General features: G+C 67.5%; 12 protein-coding genes and 5 pseudogenes. 10 read left to right on the top strand and 7 right to left on the bottom strand.

Going from position 1 to position 15380, the window contains the following annotated elements:
• Positions 1 to 145: 145 nt before the first annotated feature.
• Positions 146 to 754: pseudogene (locus tag OG435_RS47935) on the top strand (transposase); the annotation flags it as partial.
• Here OG435_RS47935 and OG435_RS50880 read toward each other — a convergent pair.
• Together OG435_RS50880 and OG435_RS47920 are read right to left on the bottom strand one after the other, a co-directional pair.
• A protein-coding gene (locus OG435_RS50880; RefSeq protein ID WP_430625547.1) for an IS630 family transposase occupies positions 749 to 1827 on the bottom strand; the annotation gives its coding sequence in 2 pieces (ribosomal slippage) (positions 749 to 1326 and positions 1326 to 1827; 1080 coding nt in all). The pseudogene OG435_RS47935 and the gene OG435_RS50880 sit on opposite strands and share 6 nt — an antisense overlap.
• Positions 1828 to 1878: 51 nt before the next feature.
• Positions 1879 to 2307, bottom strand: coding sequence for a hypothetical protein (locus OG435_RS47920; protein WP_266888034.1), 429 nt, complete (start codon positions 2305 to 2307; stop codon positions 1879 to 1881).
• 2 nt (positions 2308 to 2309) lie between these two features.
• Between OG435_RS47920 and OG435_RS47915 the strand changes: the two genes are divergently transcribed.
• The 6 genes and pseudogenes from OG435_RS47915 (at position 2310) to OG435_RS47890 (ending at position 6368) form a co-directional block, all read left to right on the top strand.
• On the top strand, positions 2310 to 3152 hold the full coding sequence (locus tag OG435_RS47915) for a reverse transcriptase domain-containing protein (protein ID WP_266888032.1): 843 nt from the start codon (positions 2310 to 2312) through the stop codon (positions 3150 to 3152).
• An 18-nt stretch (positions 3153 to 3170) separates the two neighbouring features.
• Entirely contained in the window at positions 3171 to 3332 is a 162-nt protein-coding gene (locus OG435_RS47910; protein ID WP_266888029.1) for a hypothetical protein, read from the top strand.
• A 101-nt stretch (positions 3333 to 3433) separates the two neighbouring features.
• A complete protein-coding gene (locus OG435_RS47905; RefSeq protein WP_430625871.1) occupies positions 3434 to 4132 on the top strand; it encodes an HNH endonuclease family protein in 699 nt (232 codons plus the stop codon).
• Entirely contained in the window at positions 4129 to 4458 is a 330-nt protein-coding gene (locus tag OG435_RS47900) for a hypothetical protein (protein ID WP_430625870.1), read from the top strand. The genes OG435_RS47905 and OG435_RS47900 overlap by 4 nt, the downstream gene beginning before the upstream one ends.
• 198 nt (positions 4459 to 4656) lie before the next feature.
• Complete coding sequence (locus OG435_RS47895) at positions 4657 to 5091, top strand: DUF6892 domain-containing protein (protein WP_266888024.1); 435 nt, start codon at positions 4657 to 4659, stop codon at positions 5089 to 5091.
• A 297-nt stretch (positions 5092 to 5388) separates the two neighbouring features.
• A pseudogene (locus tag OG435_RS47890) lies at positions 5389 to 6368 on the top strand (IS5 family transposase).
• A 313-nt stretch (positions 6369 to 6681) separates the two neighbouring features.
• Here OG435_RS47890 and OG435_RS47885 read toward each other — a convergent pair.
• Positions 6682 to 6975, bottom strand: a complete 294-nt coding sequence (locus OG435_RS47885; protein ID WP_266888022.1) for a hypothetical protein — start codon at positions 6973 to 6975, stop codon at positions 6682 to 6684.
• 1036 nt (positions 6976 to 8011) lie between these two features.
• Complete coding sequence (locus OG435_RS47880) at positions 8012 to 8203, bottom strand: cold shock domain-containing protein (protein WP_266888021.1); 192 nt, start codon at positions 8201 to 8203, stop codon at positions 8012 to 8014.
• Positions 8204 to 9035: 832 nt separating this feature from the next.
• Here OG435_RS47880 and OG435_RS47875 point away from each other — a divergent pair.
• Together OG435_RS47875 and OG435_RS47870 are read left to right on the top strand one after the other, a co-directional pair.
• Positions 9036 to 11333: a molybdopterin-dependent oxidoreductase gene (locus tag OG435_RS47875; protein ID WP_266888019.1), complete on the top strand. Its 2298-nt coding sequence runs from the start codon at positions 9036 to 9038 to the stop codon at positions 11331 to 11333.
• Positions 11334 to 11470: 137 nt separating this feature from the next.
• Positions 11471 to 12022, top strand: coding sequence for an EF-hand domain-containing protein (locus tag OG435_RS47870; protein WP_266888017.1), 552 nt, complete (start codon positions 11471 to 11473; stop codon positions 12020 to 12022).
• Positions 12023 to 12613: 591 nt separating this feature from the next.
• Here the strand turns inward: OG435_RS47870 and OG435_RS47865 are convergent.
• Positions 12614 to 13102, bottom strand: a pseudogene (locus OG435_RS47865) (IS6 family transposase); the annotation flags it as partial.
• A 56-nt stretch (positions 13103 to 13158) separates the two neighbouring features.
• Here OG435_RS47865 and OG435_RS47860 point away from each other — a divergent pair.
• Positions 13159 to 13608 (top strand): annotated as a pseudogene (locus OG435_RS47860) (IS6 family transposase); the annotation flags it as partial.
• A gap of 58 nt (positions 13609 to 13666) precedes the next feature.
• Here the strand turns inward: OG435_RS47860 and OG435_RS47855 are convergent.
• A pseudogene (locus OG435_RS47855) lies at positions 13667 to 13780 on the bottom strand (transposase); the annotation flags it as partial.
• A gap of 90 nt (positions 13781 to 13870) precedes the next feature.
• Positions 13871 to 15046 (bottom strand): hypothetical protein, encoded by a 1176-nt coding sequence (locus OG435_RS47850; protein WP_266888015.1) that lies wholly within the window; start codon positions 15044 to 15046, stop codon positions 13871 to 13873.
• Between the last annotated feature and the right edge of the window lie 334 nt (positions 15047 to 15380).

The raw sequence follows: 15380 nt of genomic DNA, 5'->3' as shown, positions 1-15380 counted from the left end.
GAGGGCTTGTCCGGAAGATCAGAGTCTGTAAGACCGACCGGCAATAGGCAGCCTCTGTCGAGTGATCGAGCGCGGTGGATGCAGTGCGGGCACGGGTCCACGTGATCATGGAGTTCTCTACGCTCAGTGATCACGAAGGACGGCCGTGCCCGCGCTGCCATCTTGCCTGCTCGAACCCCTCTGGGACCAGTTCTCCGCCCTCCTGCCCGCCCGGCGAGAGTTCGCTGCGGACCACCCGCTGGGCTGCCACCGCCGCCGGATCGCTGACCGGACGGTCTTCGAGCACGTCGTGCTCGCGCTGGTCCACGGCTCAGGCTACGAGCGCATCTCCACCCCCGGATGCTCCGACCGCACCATCAGACGCCGCGTCAAGGAGTGGTCTGAACTGGGGATATCCGAGAAGGTCCACGCACTGGCTCTCGAGGCGCACGACCGGATGATCGGTCTCGGGCTGGGCGAGATCTCGGTGGACGGCTGCATCACCAAGGCCCCGTCCGGCGGTGAGAAGGCGGGACGCTCCCCGGTCGACCGGGGCAAGCAAGGACTGAAACGCTCGGTCGCCTCCGACGCCTGCGGTGTCCCGATCGGAATCGTCTCCGCCGGCGCGAACCGGCACGACTCACCCCTGCTGGGCCCCACCCTGGAGGCGGCGAAGGCACAGGTCGGCGCAATGCCGACGGCGGTCAACGTCAACCTCGACCGCGGCTACGACAGCACCACGTCCCGTGCGCTTACTGACTTCGGCTTTTCAGGGTGAGGGTGGTGCGTCGAGGGTCAGGCCGGTGCCGGCTATGAAGCCGTCGAGGGTGTGGGGCCGGTATTGAAGGCGTTTGAGGCGGTTGCGGACGAGGGCTTCGAGGCGGTCGAGGGCCATGACGGCGAGGTTGGCGAGGCTGCGTTTGACGTGGGCCCATACCCACTCGACTGGGTTGAGTTCGGGTGAGTAGGCGGGCAACAGGAACACGGTCAGCCATTCACGCTCGGCGACGAAGTCGCGCATCCTGCGGGAGACGTGGGTGTTCAGCCGGTCCCAGACCAGCACGATCGGTGCCCTGACCAGCTGGTGGACTCCGTCGACGAGCGCGATGAAGTCCCGCTCGCTCATGCTGCGACGTGTTCCCTTGCCCGCGGGATGGGTCCGTAGGCGGTGACACAGCCGGGTCCTCGAGCCTGGCCGCATCGCGATCAGCCCGGCCACCGACAGCCGTCCCGACCGCCGGCCGCTGATGGTGACGACCGGAGTCACTCCTCGCCGGCCCCAGGTACGCCCCCGGGGCGGCCTGCGGGTGAACCCGGCTTCGTCTTCGAAGCAGACGTAGCCCCCGCAGGCCGCCCTCGCCCTTTTACCTCCGGCCAGGTCGCCTCCCGCCACATACTCACGGCCTGCTCATCGCGTTCGGCGACCCGCCGGGCGGGGACCTGCGGGCTGAAGCCGAGCCGGTGCATCAACCGGGTAGCGCCCGAGACGCTGTAGGTGACGTGGAACTTCCGGCCGATCAGCGTGGCCACCCTCGACGCGGTCCACACCTGGTCCTCCACCCAGCCATGAGCGGCCGGGCCCTGCTCCAGATACGCGGCCAGCTTCTCCAGACACCGCGGGGACAGACGGCACCGTGGACCGCTCGGACCGCGGGAGGCCAGAGCCTGAACACCACCATCCCGCCACAACTGATGCCATTGATAAGCCGACTTCACGCTCACCCGAAGCCGCCGTGCGACCTCCGACGGATTGATCTTCTGCTCGAACAGCTCAGCCGCCTGCATACGAACCGTCTCCCGGCGCCGACGTCCCGCAGGAGTCAGCCCGCCCCCATCCGCATATTTCACACACCACGGATACAGCCACCCACCCAGACCCATCAGGGACTTCGCAAACATTCACCCCAAAGAGCTGAAGTCAGTAGGGATATAGACATGGGCGTCACCCATGACGCCACCCCCCTCCGAGGGGGGCTGTCGCTTGCGCCCGCCCAGGGGCTCGACTCCGGCTGCCTTCTTGGCCGCGCGTCGCTCGGCCAAGCGCTCCTTTGCGACGTCTGCCGCCGCCTGCCCGGGTCGCAGAGGGTCGGTCCACTCACCGCGCCAGAACTCGGCGTCGAACAGGTAGTAGACGTTCGCGTCGTTCATCTTGTTGCCGGTCGCCGCCTTGTGGACGCGCGGCTTGACCCGCCAAAGGCCAGCGCACTCACCCCCGAAAACCGTTCGGTCCAGGGTGCTCACGGAAACCCCGAGCTGCGCGGCCAGCTCCGGCCGGTAAGGCCGGCCGCGCTTCGTGTCGCGCCCGCCGGTATCGGCGTAGGTGATCAAGAATGCTTGGCATTCCTGCTGTTGCTGACCGTGTTGCTCAGACCGTGGTGGCCCGGCATCTGATGCGCAGGGTGGAGCCTCTTTTCCACCCGGATAGCTTCGGATACCGGCCTGGGCGGTCCGCTTTGGACGCGGTGGGTAAATGCCGGGAGCGATGCTGGAAGCGGGACTGGGTGGTGGAGTTCGACATCGCCAAGTTCTTCGACAGTGTGCCCTGGGACCTGCTGGTCAAGGCGGTGGATGCGCACACCGACGCCGTTTGGGTGAGATTTTATGTGCGGCGGTGGCTTGAAGCGCCGCTCGCGATGCCCGACGGCTCCCTGCTGGAGCGGGAGTGCGGGACTCCGCAAGGGGCCCCCGTATCTCCTGTCCTGGCGAACCTGTTCCTGCACTATGCGTTCGACGCCTGGATGGGCCGGGAGTTCCCGTCCGTCTGGTTCGAACGCTATGCGGATGACGCGGTGGTGCACTGCGTGACTGAGCGGCAGGCCCGCCAGGTGATGGCCGCGCTCACGGACAGGATGGTCGAGGTCGGGTTGCGGCTGCACCCCGACAAGACCCGGATCGTTTACTGCAGGGACGGCAGTCGTCGCGGCTCTTACGAGCACACGGCTTTCACCTTCCTGGGGTACACGTTCCGAGCCAGGAAGAACCGGAGTCGGCACGGGAGCCTGTTCCTGTCGTTCGAGCCGGCAGCCAGTAAGGAAGCCCTGAAGAGAATGGGGCGGGAGCTGCGGTCCTGGCACCTGCATACCCGTTCGGACCTGTCCTTCCACGAGCTCGCCCGCAGGGTCAACCCGGTCGTGGCGGGCTGGATCAACTACTACAGCCGATTCAGGCCGTGAGAGCTGATCCCTCTCGTGATGCGCATCAATGCCTACCTGGTGCGCTGGATCCGCCAGAAGTACAAACGGCTCGCGGCCGAACGGAAGGCCATCGCGAAAATGCAGGAGATCGCCCGGCGACACCCCCGCATGTTTGCGCACTGGCGACTCACTCCAACCGCGAACGCTGTGGCGATCTGATGATCAGAACGACAAGAGCCGTGTAACGGGAGACTGTTACGCACGGTTCTGTGAGAGCCGGAGGGTGAGACTCCCTCCGGCTACTCGGCATGCATCGTCAGATGCGTGCGGGTGTGCGCACGGTGACGGCTGTTCTGCTGGCGGCGGGTCTCGCGGCCTGCAATCCGGGGGCATCCGCTGGAGGTGACGGCAAGCCGTCCCTGCCCGGTCAGGGCAAGGGCGGAGCGCAGGGTGCTCAGGGGGCGCCGGCGCTCCCGGGTCTGTCGACGACCGCGATGGCCCGTACCCAGCTCGCCGGGCTGAAGGTCGCCGGTCAGAAGGCGATGACGGGGTACTCCCGGGAGAAGTTCACGCACTGGGCCGGGCAGGGCGACAGCTGCGACACCCGCGAAGTTGTCCTGGAGCGTGCGGGCAAGAACGTGAAGCGCGACGCTGCGTGCAAGGCCGTCTCCGGCACCTGGGTCTCCGTCTACGACGGGATCACCGTCACCGACGCCGGGAAGTTGGACATCGATCACATGGTCCCCCTAGCTAACGCCTGGCGATCGGGGGCCGGAGCGTGGACGGCGGAGCGGCGCAAGGAGTTCGCGAACGACCTGACCCGCCCCCAGCTCCTCGCGGTATCGGCGGCGACGAACCGGGCCAAGGGTGACCAGGGCCCCGACGAGTGGCAGCCCCCGGCCAAGGGCTACTGGTGCACCTACGCGACGGTGTGGACGAACGTGAAGTCCACCTACCAGCTGACGGTGACCGAGGCGGAGAAGAAGAAGCTGAACGAGATGCTGGAGACCTGCTCGTGACCGACCAGCCCGACCACCCCACGCAGCCCGACCGCGATGCCATCCCGGAAGGGTCGGTCCCGTTGACCGACCACGTGAAGGCGGGCCCGGGCGGAGCGATGACCGATGAGGTCGGCGTCATCACCGGCGATGTCACCCTGACGACCGAGGCCGGCCCGGACGGAACGGCCTCGGTACGTATTCAGTACACGGGCGCCGAGGAGTGGTACACCCTCACCGGCAGCCCCGCCCCGCTCCCACCGGGCGGCCTCGCCGCCTTCCACAAGCAGGTGGTCGAGGCCGTCCTGGCCGGCGGTGCCGCAGAAGTCCCCGGCACCATTTCGTGAAAACCCGGCTGCCACGTGGCCCGGCTGCGGGATCGCCGTGTCCGGGCGGCCCCGCACCGCGGGCCGGCTGAGGACGGGGCAGGCGAGGGCGCTCGGCGCCCAGGTCCGTGTGTGCGCTGCCGAGAGCGCAGCGGGAGGGCTATACCTGGCCGGGGGCCGGGCTCGGGACCTTTCGTCTCTCCGTGGTACGCATCTCCCATGAGCCAGTTCCGCGACTTCAACTTCAAGCTGCTCGTCATCGAGGAGCTCATGTATGGCCCCGAGCCGCTCCTCCCGCTCTACGACCTGCCCGCGCGGCTGGCCGAGCAGGGGATCGGCGATCCAGCGTCCTACGCCCTGGACAACGGCCTCCATGCGGAGGTGCTGCCGGAGTCCCGGTCCTATTTCGAGGCCCTGGAGATACCGGCCGAGCTGCTCGCCGGCATCGAGGAGCTGTGCTTCGACGCAGGGGCGGAGGTCTTCCGGCACTGCGCCCCGGCATGGGACGGCGAGGACGACCTGTTCGACGTCCGTTCCCTCGAGGACCTCGTCCTGCTGCCTAACCTGCGGGAGGTCACTTTCGTGGAGGACGGCGTCCTGGCGGTGCCGGACGCGGCGGAGGTCTTCGCCACGCGAGGCATCGACACGGACTGAGCCCTGGCCGGGGAGGTTCGTTTTCCTGATGAGGACACGGATCGGGGCGGGGCAGGACATACGCGGCCTCTGTCCGGATATGTGATGGTCTTTGGTGGTGATGGATGGTCCGCTGGTGAAGGGGCGCTGGCTGGCACTGGGGGTTCTTGTCCTCGGTGTGCTGCTGGTGACGGTCGATGCGACGGTGCTGGGTCTGGCGGCGCCCTTCCTCAGTGAGGACCTAGGGCCTGTGTGATGTCGTGATCAACTACTGGGTTCTGGCCTGTTTGAGGGGTGGGGTCCGGTAGGACTGGGGTTGTGACGCGTAGGCAACTCACCAATGCTCAGTGGAAGTTCATCGAGCCGTATCTGCCGATCGGTAGGTACGGCCCGTATCCGGAGCGGTTGCGGGAGCAGTTCGAGGGTGTGATCTGGCGGTTCCGCTCCAGTGGTCAGTGGCGGGAGATGCCCGCCGAGTTCGGCCCCTGGGCCACCGTCTATGGACGCTTCCGCGTGTGGCGGGACGCCGGTGTGTTCACGGCCCTGCTGGAAGGCCTGATCGCCGAGGGTGCCCGGGTGGGAAGGACGGACTTGTCGCTGGTCAGCGTGGACTCCACCACGGTCCGTGCCCACCACGACGCCGCCGGGATGCGGGTCAGCAAGCACCTGATGAAGGCCCTGGAAGAAGCCGTGCGGGAGCAGGAGACAGCCCGGCAAAAGGGGGCGGCACGGAGGAACAGAACGGACAGGACGAACGCCGACGGATTCGCCACCGGCGCAAGCTCCGCCTGAAGGAAGCCCTGCTCGGCAGGTCCCGGGGCGGACTCACGAGCAAGATCCATCTCGCCGCGGACCGCCGGTGTCGTCCGCTCGCGCTGGTCCTGACTGTCGGGCAGGCCGGGGACAGCCCGCAGTTCATCCCCGTACTCGCGAAGGTCAGAGTCCGCCTGCCGGTCGGCCGTCCCCGCACAACGCCTGGCCCGGTCGCCGCGGATAAGGCGTACTCGTCCCGCGGCAACCGCGCCTACCTGCGCAAACGCGGAATCAAGGCCGTCATCCCTGAGAAACGGGACCAGGCAGCCAACCGCAAGAAGAAGGGCGCACGAGGTGGTCGGCCCGTCGTCCACGATGCCGACCTCTACAAGGAACGGAACACCGTCGAGCGCCTGATCAACAAGCTGAAAGCCTGGCGAGGGATCGCCACCCGCTACGACAAGTCCCCGGACAGCTACCTCGCCGGTCTCCACCTCCGCGCCGCCATGATCTGGATCGACGACCTCCTGAAAGCCGCCGACTGATCACGACATCACACCGGCCCTAGAGCGTGTCGACCGGGCGGTTTGTGACAGAGGGCCAGAAGGTCGGGTCAGGCCCGGTGGAACAGGTCGCAGGTCTGATCTTCCCGTACGTGCGGCGCACCGCGGGGGACCTCGCGGCCCTGCCGAATCCACAGCCGTTCCACCGTGTCGTAGATGGGCGTCGCGCTGCGGTCTCTATGAGGATCCGCGAACGGTGTCGCGTCTGCGGGTTCCTCCGCCCCAGCAGTGCGGGCAGTGCCCCTGCCCGCGGGGTGGGCCGTGCGGTGGCTCGCGGCTTCGGGCGGCCCGGTGTTCACCGCGGAACCGTTCTGAAGGACGGTTCCTGCTGATGATGGTCAACGACCCCGGCCAGGGCGGTGACGTTGCGGCTGGCTCCGAGGCATTCACCGAGGAGGATGAGCAGGCGGGGCTTCCATTCCGCCGTCTCCAGGGCCGCGCGGCTCTCGTCGTCTGCTACCGCGAGCAGGACCACCCCGCCGGCCAGGGACATCGGGTAGACGCCGCCGAGGACCTCCGCTCCGGACGCCAGGCGGCATACCGCCGTCTCCCAGGCGGCGTCGAGAACAGGGTCGAAACGGTCGGGCACCAGGGTCCTCTCACCGACTGGACAAGGCCCCCATGGTCACTGGCGGCGGACCGGCCTCGCAGACGAAGCGCGAGCGAAAAACCCGGAAGGAGTCACCTTCCCGACCCTGTTCGATTCGATCCCATGGGTGTTGCGGACTTCCAGTGCAAAACCGGTTCTCCTCGCGTTCGTTACCTGTACGGGGATCAGTCCTGCCGCCCGGCTTTCCCGAGCTCCGGGCAAACGCGCCGCCGCGCGGGCCGGGTTGATCGTTGTGGGTGCTTCAGTCGGCGGGGGCACCCACCCGCATGCCGGGGCAACGCGGTGGCACTACCCCGGCCGTCACCACGGTTCGCGTCCAGCTGCGGAGCTCGTCGACGGCGGATACACCGCCCGCTGAAACCCACGCGGGCCGCTGGGCTCACAGGTCGAGGCGCCGACCCAGACCGTACGGTGGTCTGGACCTCATACTGCTCCTGCTGAGGTCCTCGCCGCGATCGACGAGACCAACCGGATCAGGTGCCCTCGATGCCGTCGTACTCGTGTTGGAGTGCAGCATCCTCTGCCGCTCAGCGCAGGTCCCCCCTCCTGACCTCAGGGCTTTCCGGGGCATGAGGCTCGAAGTCGCCGGCCAGCCTCTCCCGGGCGGCTTGGAGTCCATGGCACCTGACCATGGCGCAGCGTTCGCCAAGACGCGCTCCGCGGACCTGTATCTGTCTGCTCCTCAGGGGCTGTGTGCGGGTGGTGTGTCGAGCAGGGCGGGGTCGCGGCCGTCGAGAGCACCCCACAGACGGGCGGCCACCAGCTCCGACATGGCCAGGCCCCGCGGGTGCCGTCGGCCAGGACGACTGGCACGATCAGCGCTGGTCCGCCGTCCGGCTTGCTGACTGCGCACAGAGCGCGTTCCAGTACGTCGGCGATGTGGATGAGGTGGACGGGGCTGCCGGTCATGACGAGGTCTTTCCGCGAGGACGGGAGGAGCCGGACGGTGCCGTGCAGTGTGCAGCATGGCTGTGGCCGTGTCGGCTGGAGTCTGTGAGGGGCGGGGCGTGGCAGGTCAGGGGCGAACGTCTCTGGCTTCGAAGCGTGTGGGGCCCAGTTCGAGGGTGAAGGTGACCTGCTGGCCCGCGGACAGGCTCCCCGACCTGCTCCGCAGGTCGGCCCGGACCACGGGGACCGGGACCTGCGAGTCCAAAGGGATGATCTCGCCCCTGCCCTGCTCCCGGTCCCACCACCGAACGAACCCCATGACACGCTCCTCAAGTGTCTCGGCTTCCTGCATCTCGCACTCCCGATCGGACAGTTCTCGGTAGAACCACCCTGGTCGGCATGGATGCCGGGGTAGTTCCCTCGATATCCGTATCGTCTGCTTCGTCCTCCTCATGCGGGAGACCGCCCCAGCGGGTGACTCGGTAGGCTCCCGGAGCGCATCCTGGTCACGGCCCCGGCCCTGTGCACTCCCGGCGCACCACCGGCTCGGAGCTCGCAGGCAAGCCGTGTCGGGGGCGGGAAGCGTAGGCCAGCGCGTAGTCGATGACGGCCACCTGGCCGTCCCTGGCGGGGCGGGTGTTGGTCGGTGAGACAGCTGTGGGCCCAGCCCGCGGCACACATCCGGGCCTGGGGCCCGGCCCAGGATCGAGCGATGCCCTGGAGCCGGGCCCCCTGGCCGAGGGGCCGGCCGCCTTCGGGACCACGCGCCAGGGTGAACACCCGACCCGGCTTCATCCGCTCCCGGCTGCTCGGCGCGGCCTGTCCCGCGCGCCGACGCGGCCCGCCGGCCCCGCGCGGGCATGACCGGATCGGACTGGGCGGCGCACCACCGAGCGAGCCGGGGACGACGACCGGGGTAAGGGGGTGCGGCGGGAGCGGACGGCACTCGCCACGATCCGCGGAGCGGCCACCAGGGGCACGCCCCTGCGCCGGCGCCGAAACACTGACAGGTGGGGTTGATCAGCAGGCCTCAGGGGAAGTCTCTGCCCTGCGGACCGTCGGCTGGACAGGGGGTCCCTGTGACGTAGGCAGCCGCTGTGCGGGAGCAGGGGAAACTTCCAGGGTGGGGTTGGTGCATGGTGGAACGACGCATGTCGGTTGCGACGCACTGGGGCAGTTTTGTCGCGGTGGTCGAATCCGGCCGGTTGGTGCGAATCGAGCCGACGAGCGACGACCCTGCACCGTCGCCTATCGGCCCCGGAATGGTGACGGCCGCCAACGACCACGCTCGCGTGTTGCGCCCCGCGGTGCGCAAGGGCTGGCTGAACGGCCTGCCGCGCGTCCACGACACGGCCAGAGGCGCGGACGCCTTCGTGGAAGTGAGCTGGGACGACGCGCTCACCCTGGTCAGTAATGAACTGTCTCGGGTGCGTTCACAGTACGGGGACAGTGCGGTGTTCGGCGGGTCCTACGGCTGGGCGAGTGCGGGCGCGTTCCACAACGCGCAGGGGCAACTCCACCGGTTCCTGTCGTTAGGCGGGGGATACACCGATTCGCGGAACACGTACAGCACCGCGGCTTTGGAGGTCATCCTCCCCCACGTGATCGGCGGGCATCCGTGGAGCTACCAGTCCCGGATGCCGATGTGGCACGAGATAGCCGAGAAGTGCGAGCTCGTGGTGGCGTTCGGGGGGCTGGCCCTGAAGAACAGCCAGATCAACCCTGGTGGGCTGGCCAGGCACCAGACGCAGGACCTGCAGCGCCAGTGCCGTGAAGCCGGGGTGCGGTTCGTGAACGTCAGCCCTATCCGCAGCGACGTCGCCGGCTTCCTCGACGCCGAGTGGCTGCCCGTCATCCCCAACACCGACACCGCCGCGATGCTCGGCATCGCCCACACGATGCTGGTCAACGGGTGGCACGACGAGGACTTCCTGCGCCGGTGCTGCACCGGGTTCGACCGCTTCGCCTCCTACCTGCTCGGCGAACTCGACGGCGTCCCCAAGGACGCCGCATGGGCAGCGGAGATCACGGGCATCAGCCGCGACACGCTCACGGACCTAGCACGCCGCCTGACCACACAGCGTTCCCTCATCATGGTCAACTACGCGGTGCAACGGGCGGACCACGGCGAACAGCCGATCTGGATGTCCGTCGTACTGGCCGCCATGGCCGGCTCTATGGGCCGGCCCGGCTGCGGCTGGGGCGCAGGTTACGCGACGATGGACGCGACTGGGGTCGCCCCAGGACGCCCCTCGGTGGCAACGATTCCGGCGGTGTCCAACCCCGTTGCGGACTTCATCCCGGTCGCAAGGATCGCCGACACCCTGCTGCATCCGGGGAAGACCATCGACTACGACGGGCAACGGCTCACCTTGCCCGAGCTGCGCCTCGTGTACTGGTGCGGAGGAAACCCGTTCCACCACCACCAGGACCTGCACCGGTTGACCCGTGCCTGGCAGAGGCCCGACACGGTGATCGTTCACGAAGCCTGGTGGAACACCACGGCCAAGTTCGCGGACATCGTCCTGCCCGTCGCCACCGGGCTGGAGCGCGACGACTTCGCAGCCGGATTCTCCGACCCCCACCTCGTCGCGATGCCCAAGGTCCGCGAGCCGGAAGGCGAGTCGCGCACCGACCACCAGATCTTCGCCGCCCTGGCCGCCCGGCTCGAATACGAGAAGGAGTTCACACAGTCGCGTTCCGAGACCGAATGGGTCCGGCACCTTTACGAGCAGACGAGAGCCGAGCTCGGCGACGAGGCCGCCTTGCCGAGTTTCGAGGAATTCTGGCGCAGCTCCACCGCTGAGCTGCCGGCGCTGGCCGGACCGTTTCCCGGGAGCTTCGAGGCACTCCGCTCGGATCCACGGCGTTTCCCCCTGCAGACCCCGTCGGGCAGGATCGAGATCTTCTCCGAGGAGATCGACTCGTTCGGCTACGACGACTGCGCCGGGCATCCGACCTGGTACGAGCCGGCAGAGTGGCTCCACGCTGACCTGGCGGACCGATTCCCACTGCATCTGATCTCGAACCAGCCCGCCTCGCGCCTGCACAGCCAGTACGACAACGGCGGCCACAGCCTCGATTCGAAGATCCGTGGCCGTGAGCCCGTGACCCTCAACTCATCGGACGCCGCGTCGCGTGGCATCGAGAACGGCATGATCGTACGCGTCTTCAACGACCGCGGCAGCTGCCTCGCGGGCGCAGTCCTGTCGGACGACGTCATGCCAGGCGTCGTACAACTGTCCACCGGAGCATGGTGGGATCCGGTCCAGCCGGGCCTGAGCGGAACCTTGGACCGCCACGGCAATCCGAACGTCCTCACGGCAGATCGGCCTTGCTCGCGCCTCTCCCAAGGGCCCAGCGCCCTCAGTGCGCTGGTCGACGTCGAGCCGTACGCCGATCCCCCTCCTGAGGTGCTCGCCTTCACACCACCCGATATCGAACACTGACACGAATGTTGCAGGCCTCTTCGGGCCGATCTCCGCGCCCTCCATCGTCACGTGCGTGGCAGGCTGCGCCCGCCTGCCGGGAGGCTCTCCACATGCACGTTTGCGCTTGAGTAACCGTATGAATACTGTGCGCATTTGTGACTGCACTTCAAGACCTCAAGTACGGCCAGTGGTTCAGGGGCGCCGACATCGACGGCGACGGGTTCATCACCCAGCGGGACGTCCGCATGATGAGCGAGCGCTACATCGCCGCCCGCAGCACCACGCCGGCCCCCGCGACCGCCCGTCTGCTCACCGATGGCATGGACGCGTTCTGGACCAACGTGATCGCCCCCATGGACCAGGACGGTGACGGCAAGGTCGACCTGCGGGAGATGACGGAAGGATTCAGGCGGGTCCTGACCGACCCCGCCCTGTACCCGGAACAGATCGAGCCGGTCACCAACTGCTTCTTCGACCTCGTCGATCTCAACGCAGACGGCAAGATCGACCAGGCGGAGTTCCAGCAGATGTTCGACTCGGTCGCCGGCGTTCCCGGAGACGACTGCGCCGCCGTCTTCACCGCTTTGGACCGGGACGGCTCCGGCGCGCTGGACCGCGGCGAATTCCACCAAGCACTCACGGAGTTCTTCTACGGCAACAATCCAGACGCTCCCGCCAACCACCTCTTCGGCAGGATCGCCGACTGACGAACCCCTAAATGCGGCACAGGCCTGTATGCCCACACCACTGCTGGTGTGGGCATACAGCGTGAAGACCTCAGGCCAGGGCAGCCCCTGAAGACACCTCTTCAACCACCGGCGGTTCCGCGCCCCGACCTGGAACCGATCTTCAGCGAGCTCCCCGAGCACTGGAAGAGTGCCGGCCGCTTGGTGCCAGGCCGCGCGGACGAGGAGGGGACGATCCTCGCCCGCCGCTACCCCTGGCCCAGCCGCTGATTCCGCCCCAATAGTTCCGCGATGGCGATTTCGCCGCGCTTCCGAGGCTGTCGGACGGGCACCGTGGTTGGGCCCCCGGTCCGACAGCCCCCATCACCAAGCCCGCACGGGACAGCTCCCACAGCACGAAGGCCCCGACCGCTCGGGAGATCAGGGACCTTCGGCGCCGGGGAAACTGCCACGGCTCCGACGCCGCGCAGGAATCGGAGCCGCGGACCGCACAGGACCCAACGTGGGGGTCCAGCCTCGTGCACGCGTCATGCCCTCCAACGCGTACGACTGCGCCAAGGACACGGCCAGTAGATCGCTCGTGGAAGGCGGCTTCGAGGAGGGCCTGTCGGGCACCTCGCGGTGCGCGGCGCCGTAGGACTTGAGCTTGTCGGTGACGACCACCCGGGGCACCTGCCCGGTGGTGGTGAGGAGCCGGCGGAAGAAACGCGTGGCCGCAGCCTTGTCACGACGGCTCTGGACCAGGATGTCCAGGACGTTGCCGTCGGCGTCCACGGCCCGCCACAGGTACTTCTGCTCCCCGCGGATCTTGATGAAGACCTCGTCCAGGTGTCATTTGTCGCCCGGTTTCGGCCGCCTGCGGCGCAGGCTGTTCGCATACGCCTGCCCGAACTTCAGGCACCACCGGCGGATCGTCTCGTAGGAGACGACCACGCCCCGCTCGAGCATCATCTCCTCCACCTCCCGGTAGCTGAGGGGGAAGCGGAAGTACAGCCACACGCAGTGCGCAATGATCTCCACCGGGTCGCGGTGATTCGCGTACGACGGCACCCCAGATGACACGAACGGATCCCCTCCCCAGACGGACAACCCCAAGATCATCCCAGACCCCCACCGACAACGTGACAGTGCCCTTCATCAAGATCAACGGGGCGTCGAAGTACTTGTGGCGGGCCGTCGACCAGGACGGGAACGTCCTCGACATTCTCGTCCAGAACCGGCGTGACAAGGCTGCGGCCAGGCGTTTCTTCCGTCGGCTCCTCACCTCTACCGGGCGGGTGCCCCGGGTGGTCGTCACCGACAAGCTGAAGTCGTACGGGGCCGCGCACCGTGAGGTGATGCCGTCGGTGGAGCACCGTTCGCACAAGGGCTTGAACAACCGGGCGGAGAACTCCCACCAGCCCACCCGTCAGCGCGAACGTGCGATGAAAGGCTTCCGCAGCATGGGCGGGGCGCAGCGGTTCCTGTCCGCGTTCACCGGGATCTCGCCCCACTTCCGAACCGGACGCCACCTCATGACCGCCGGCCGCCACCGCCTCGAGATGACCGTCCGCTTCACCATCTGGAACCAGATCACCGGCGTCGCCGGCATGCCCTCCGCGGCCTGAACAACCAGCCGCCGACGGCTTCCTCACGCCCCCAGAGATCACACCACCGACAACGTGACAGCACCTTCGTCAGCTGCTGGAGCAGACCGCCCTCGCCCGTCAGCTGCAGGCCCTCGGCCTGGGCCCGGGCCACGAGCTCGTTCAGGAACCGGTCATCCACGCCCGCCGACACGGCCTCCGCCTCGGACGGTGTCGCTATGTTCTCGCTGGTCACAGGTGCAATCCTCCATGATCAGAGTTACACCGTTACTTTTACAGTCCCTCAGTGGCTGGTCTTGCCGGCGGTGATGTCGGGCAGGGTGCCTCCGACGACGACGTGGTTGCCATCCGGTCCAGGGCCGCCGCACATGGTCTGGATCTCGTCCTGGGTCATCTTCCGGGAGTGCATGACGTAGGTGTAGTTCAGGTTGGGGTTGTTGGAGGCGTTGCGGCCGGGCTCGGAGAACGTGACGTTGCTGAACTTGATCGGCTGGGCGGCGTCGCCGGTCATCGTGACGTTACCGGTGACGTTCTGGGTGCTCGGGATGGAGTTGATCCATCCCACGTTCCACGGGTCGACGTTCTTGGTCTCGGTGTGGGTGGTGATGTCGGTGGTAGTCCAGGCATGCCCGACGCTCACGCTGGCGGTGATGCTGGTGTTGACCGTGTCGAACAGCTTGATCTGCTGCTGAACGGAGACCGTGCTGGAGATGTTGGTGGTCTCGGAGTTCTGGACCTGGCCGCCAATTTGCTCGGAGGCTTCACCGTCGCCGCAGTTCCAGGCCGGCGACCCGGCAAGGACCTGCGGGCCATGGCCCCAGCTGACAGGGTTGGCCTGATCGGGTGTGAAGCTGATCGAGTTCGGGTCGAGCAGGGCCATGCCGGACAGGAAGTTGCCCATCGCGTTCGCGTCGCCGTCGGGTGCGGTGGCATCGAGCGTCAGCGGCGCGGTCTGGTTGGTGGAGTCCTTGCCGTAGATCGAGATCTGTGTGGGGCCCGTCTCTCCGGCCACTACGTTCGGGCTCTGCGCGATGCAGCCGAGGCCGGACAGGAGACCGCTGGGCCCGGTGGCACATGTCTGAACGCCTGGCGTGTTGCCGTGGGGGTCGATGATTGCCAGATCGTGGCCGTTCGCGTAGTCCGAAGGTGTGACGGCCATGACTACGTTGGCGCCGGCACCAGGGGCCAGAGTGGCCATCTGGGCAGCTGTGACGAGTGCGCTTGCACCCGGTGCGATCTTGATCGGATCGTAGAGGGGGTCCTCGTTCTGCCCCAGGCTCGCTGTCCACGGCGTGCCATTGAAGAAGATGTAGTCGCCCGTCTTGGCATTGGGGTAGTGCGCGCCGGCGGCCCGCGTGGCGGTCGGGGTGGCGGCCCAGGCAGAACCGGCACCGGCACTGGTAAGCGCGGCCGTGGCGAGAAGTACGGCAACCCTGGAAGCTGTTGTCTTGATAGTCATGGATTGACTCCATTTCTGAAGGGGATGGAGGCACCCGACTTTGCGGAGTCTCTCGAGGTTCGGTTCGACATCGTCCCCTCCTCCCTGGCCCTGCCGTAGTCCTCCAATCGGCGGACCGGCCTCCTGAAAGGGGTCGGAGGAGGCGTGGCGGAGTCCGGCGGCGAGGCACTGTCACGTTATCGAGGGCATGATCGTTTGATGGCGCGTCAGGGCGTGGTGGGGTGCCGGCGGTCTGCTGTTCAGGCCGTGACGGGCAGGCCGGTGGTGCCGGTGATGTGGTTCCAGATGGTGAAGCGGACCCTCATTTCGAAGCGGTACCGGCCGGCGGTCATGA

It is taken from the genome of Streptomyces sp. NBC_01264 (genome assembly GCF_026340675.1).
GTDB lineage: Bacteria > Actinomycetota > Actinomycetes > Streptomycetales > Streptomycetaceae > Streptomyces.
This window is presented reverse-complemented; position numbering and strand designations above follow the sequence as displayed.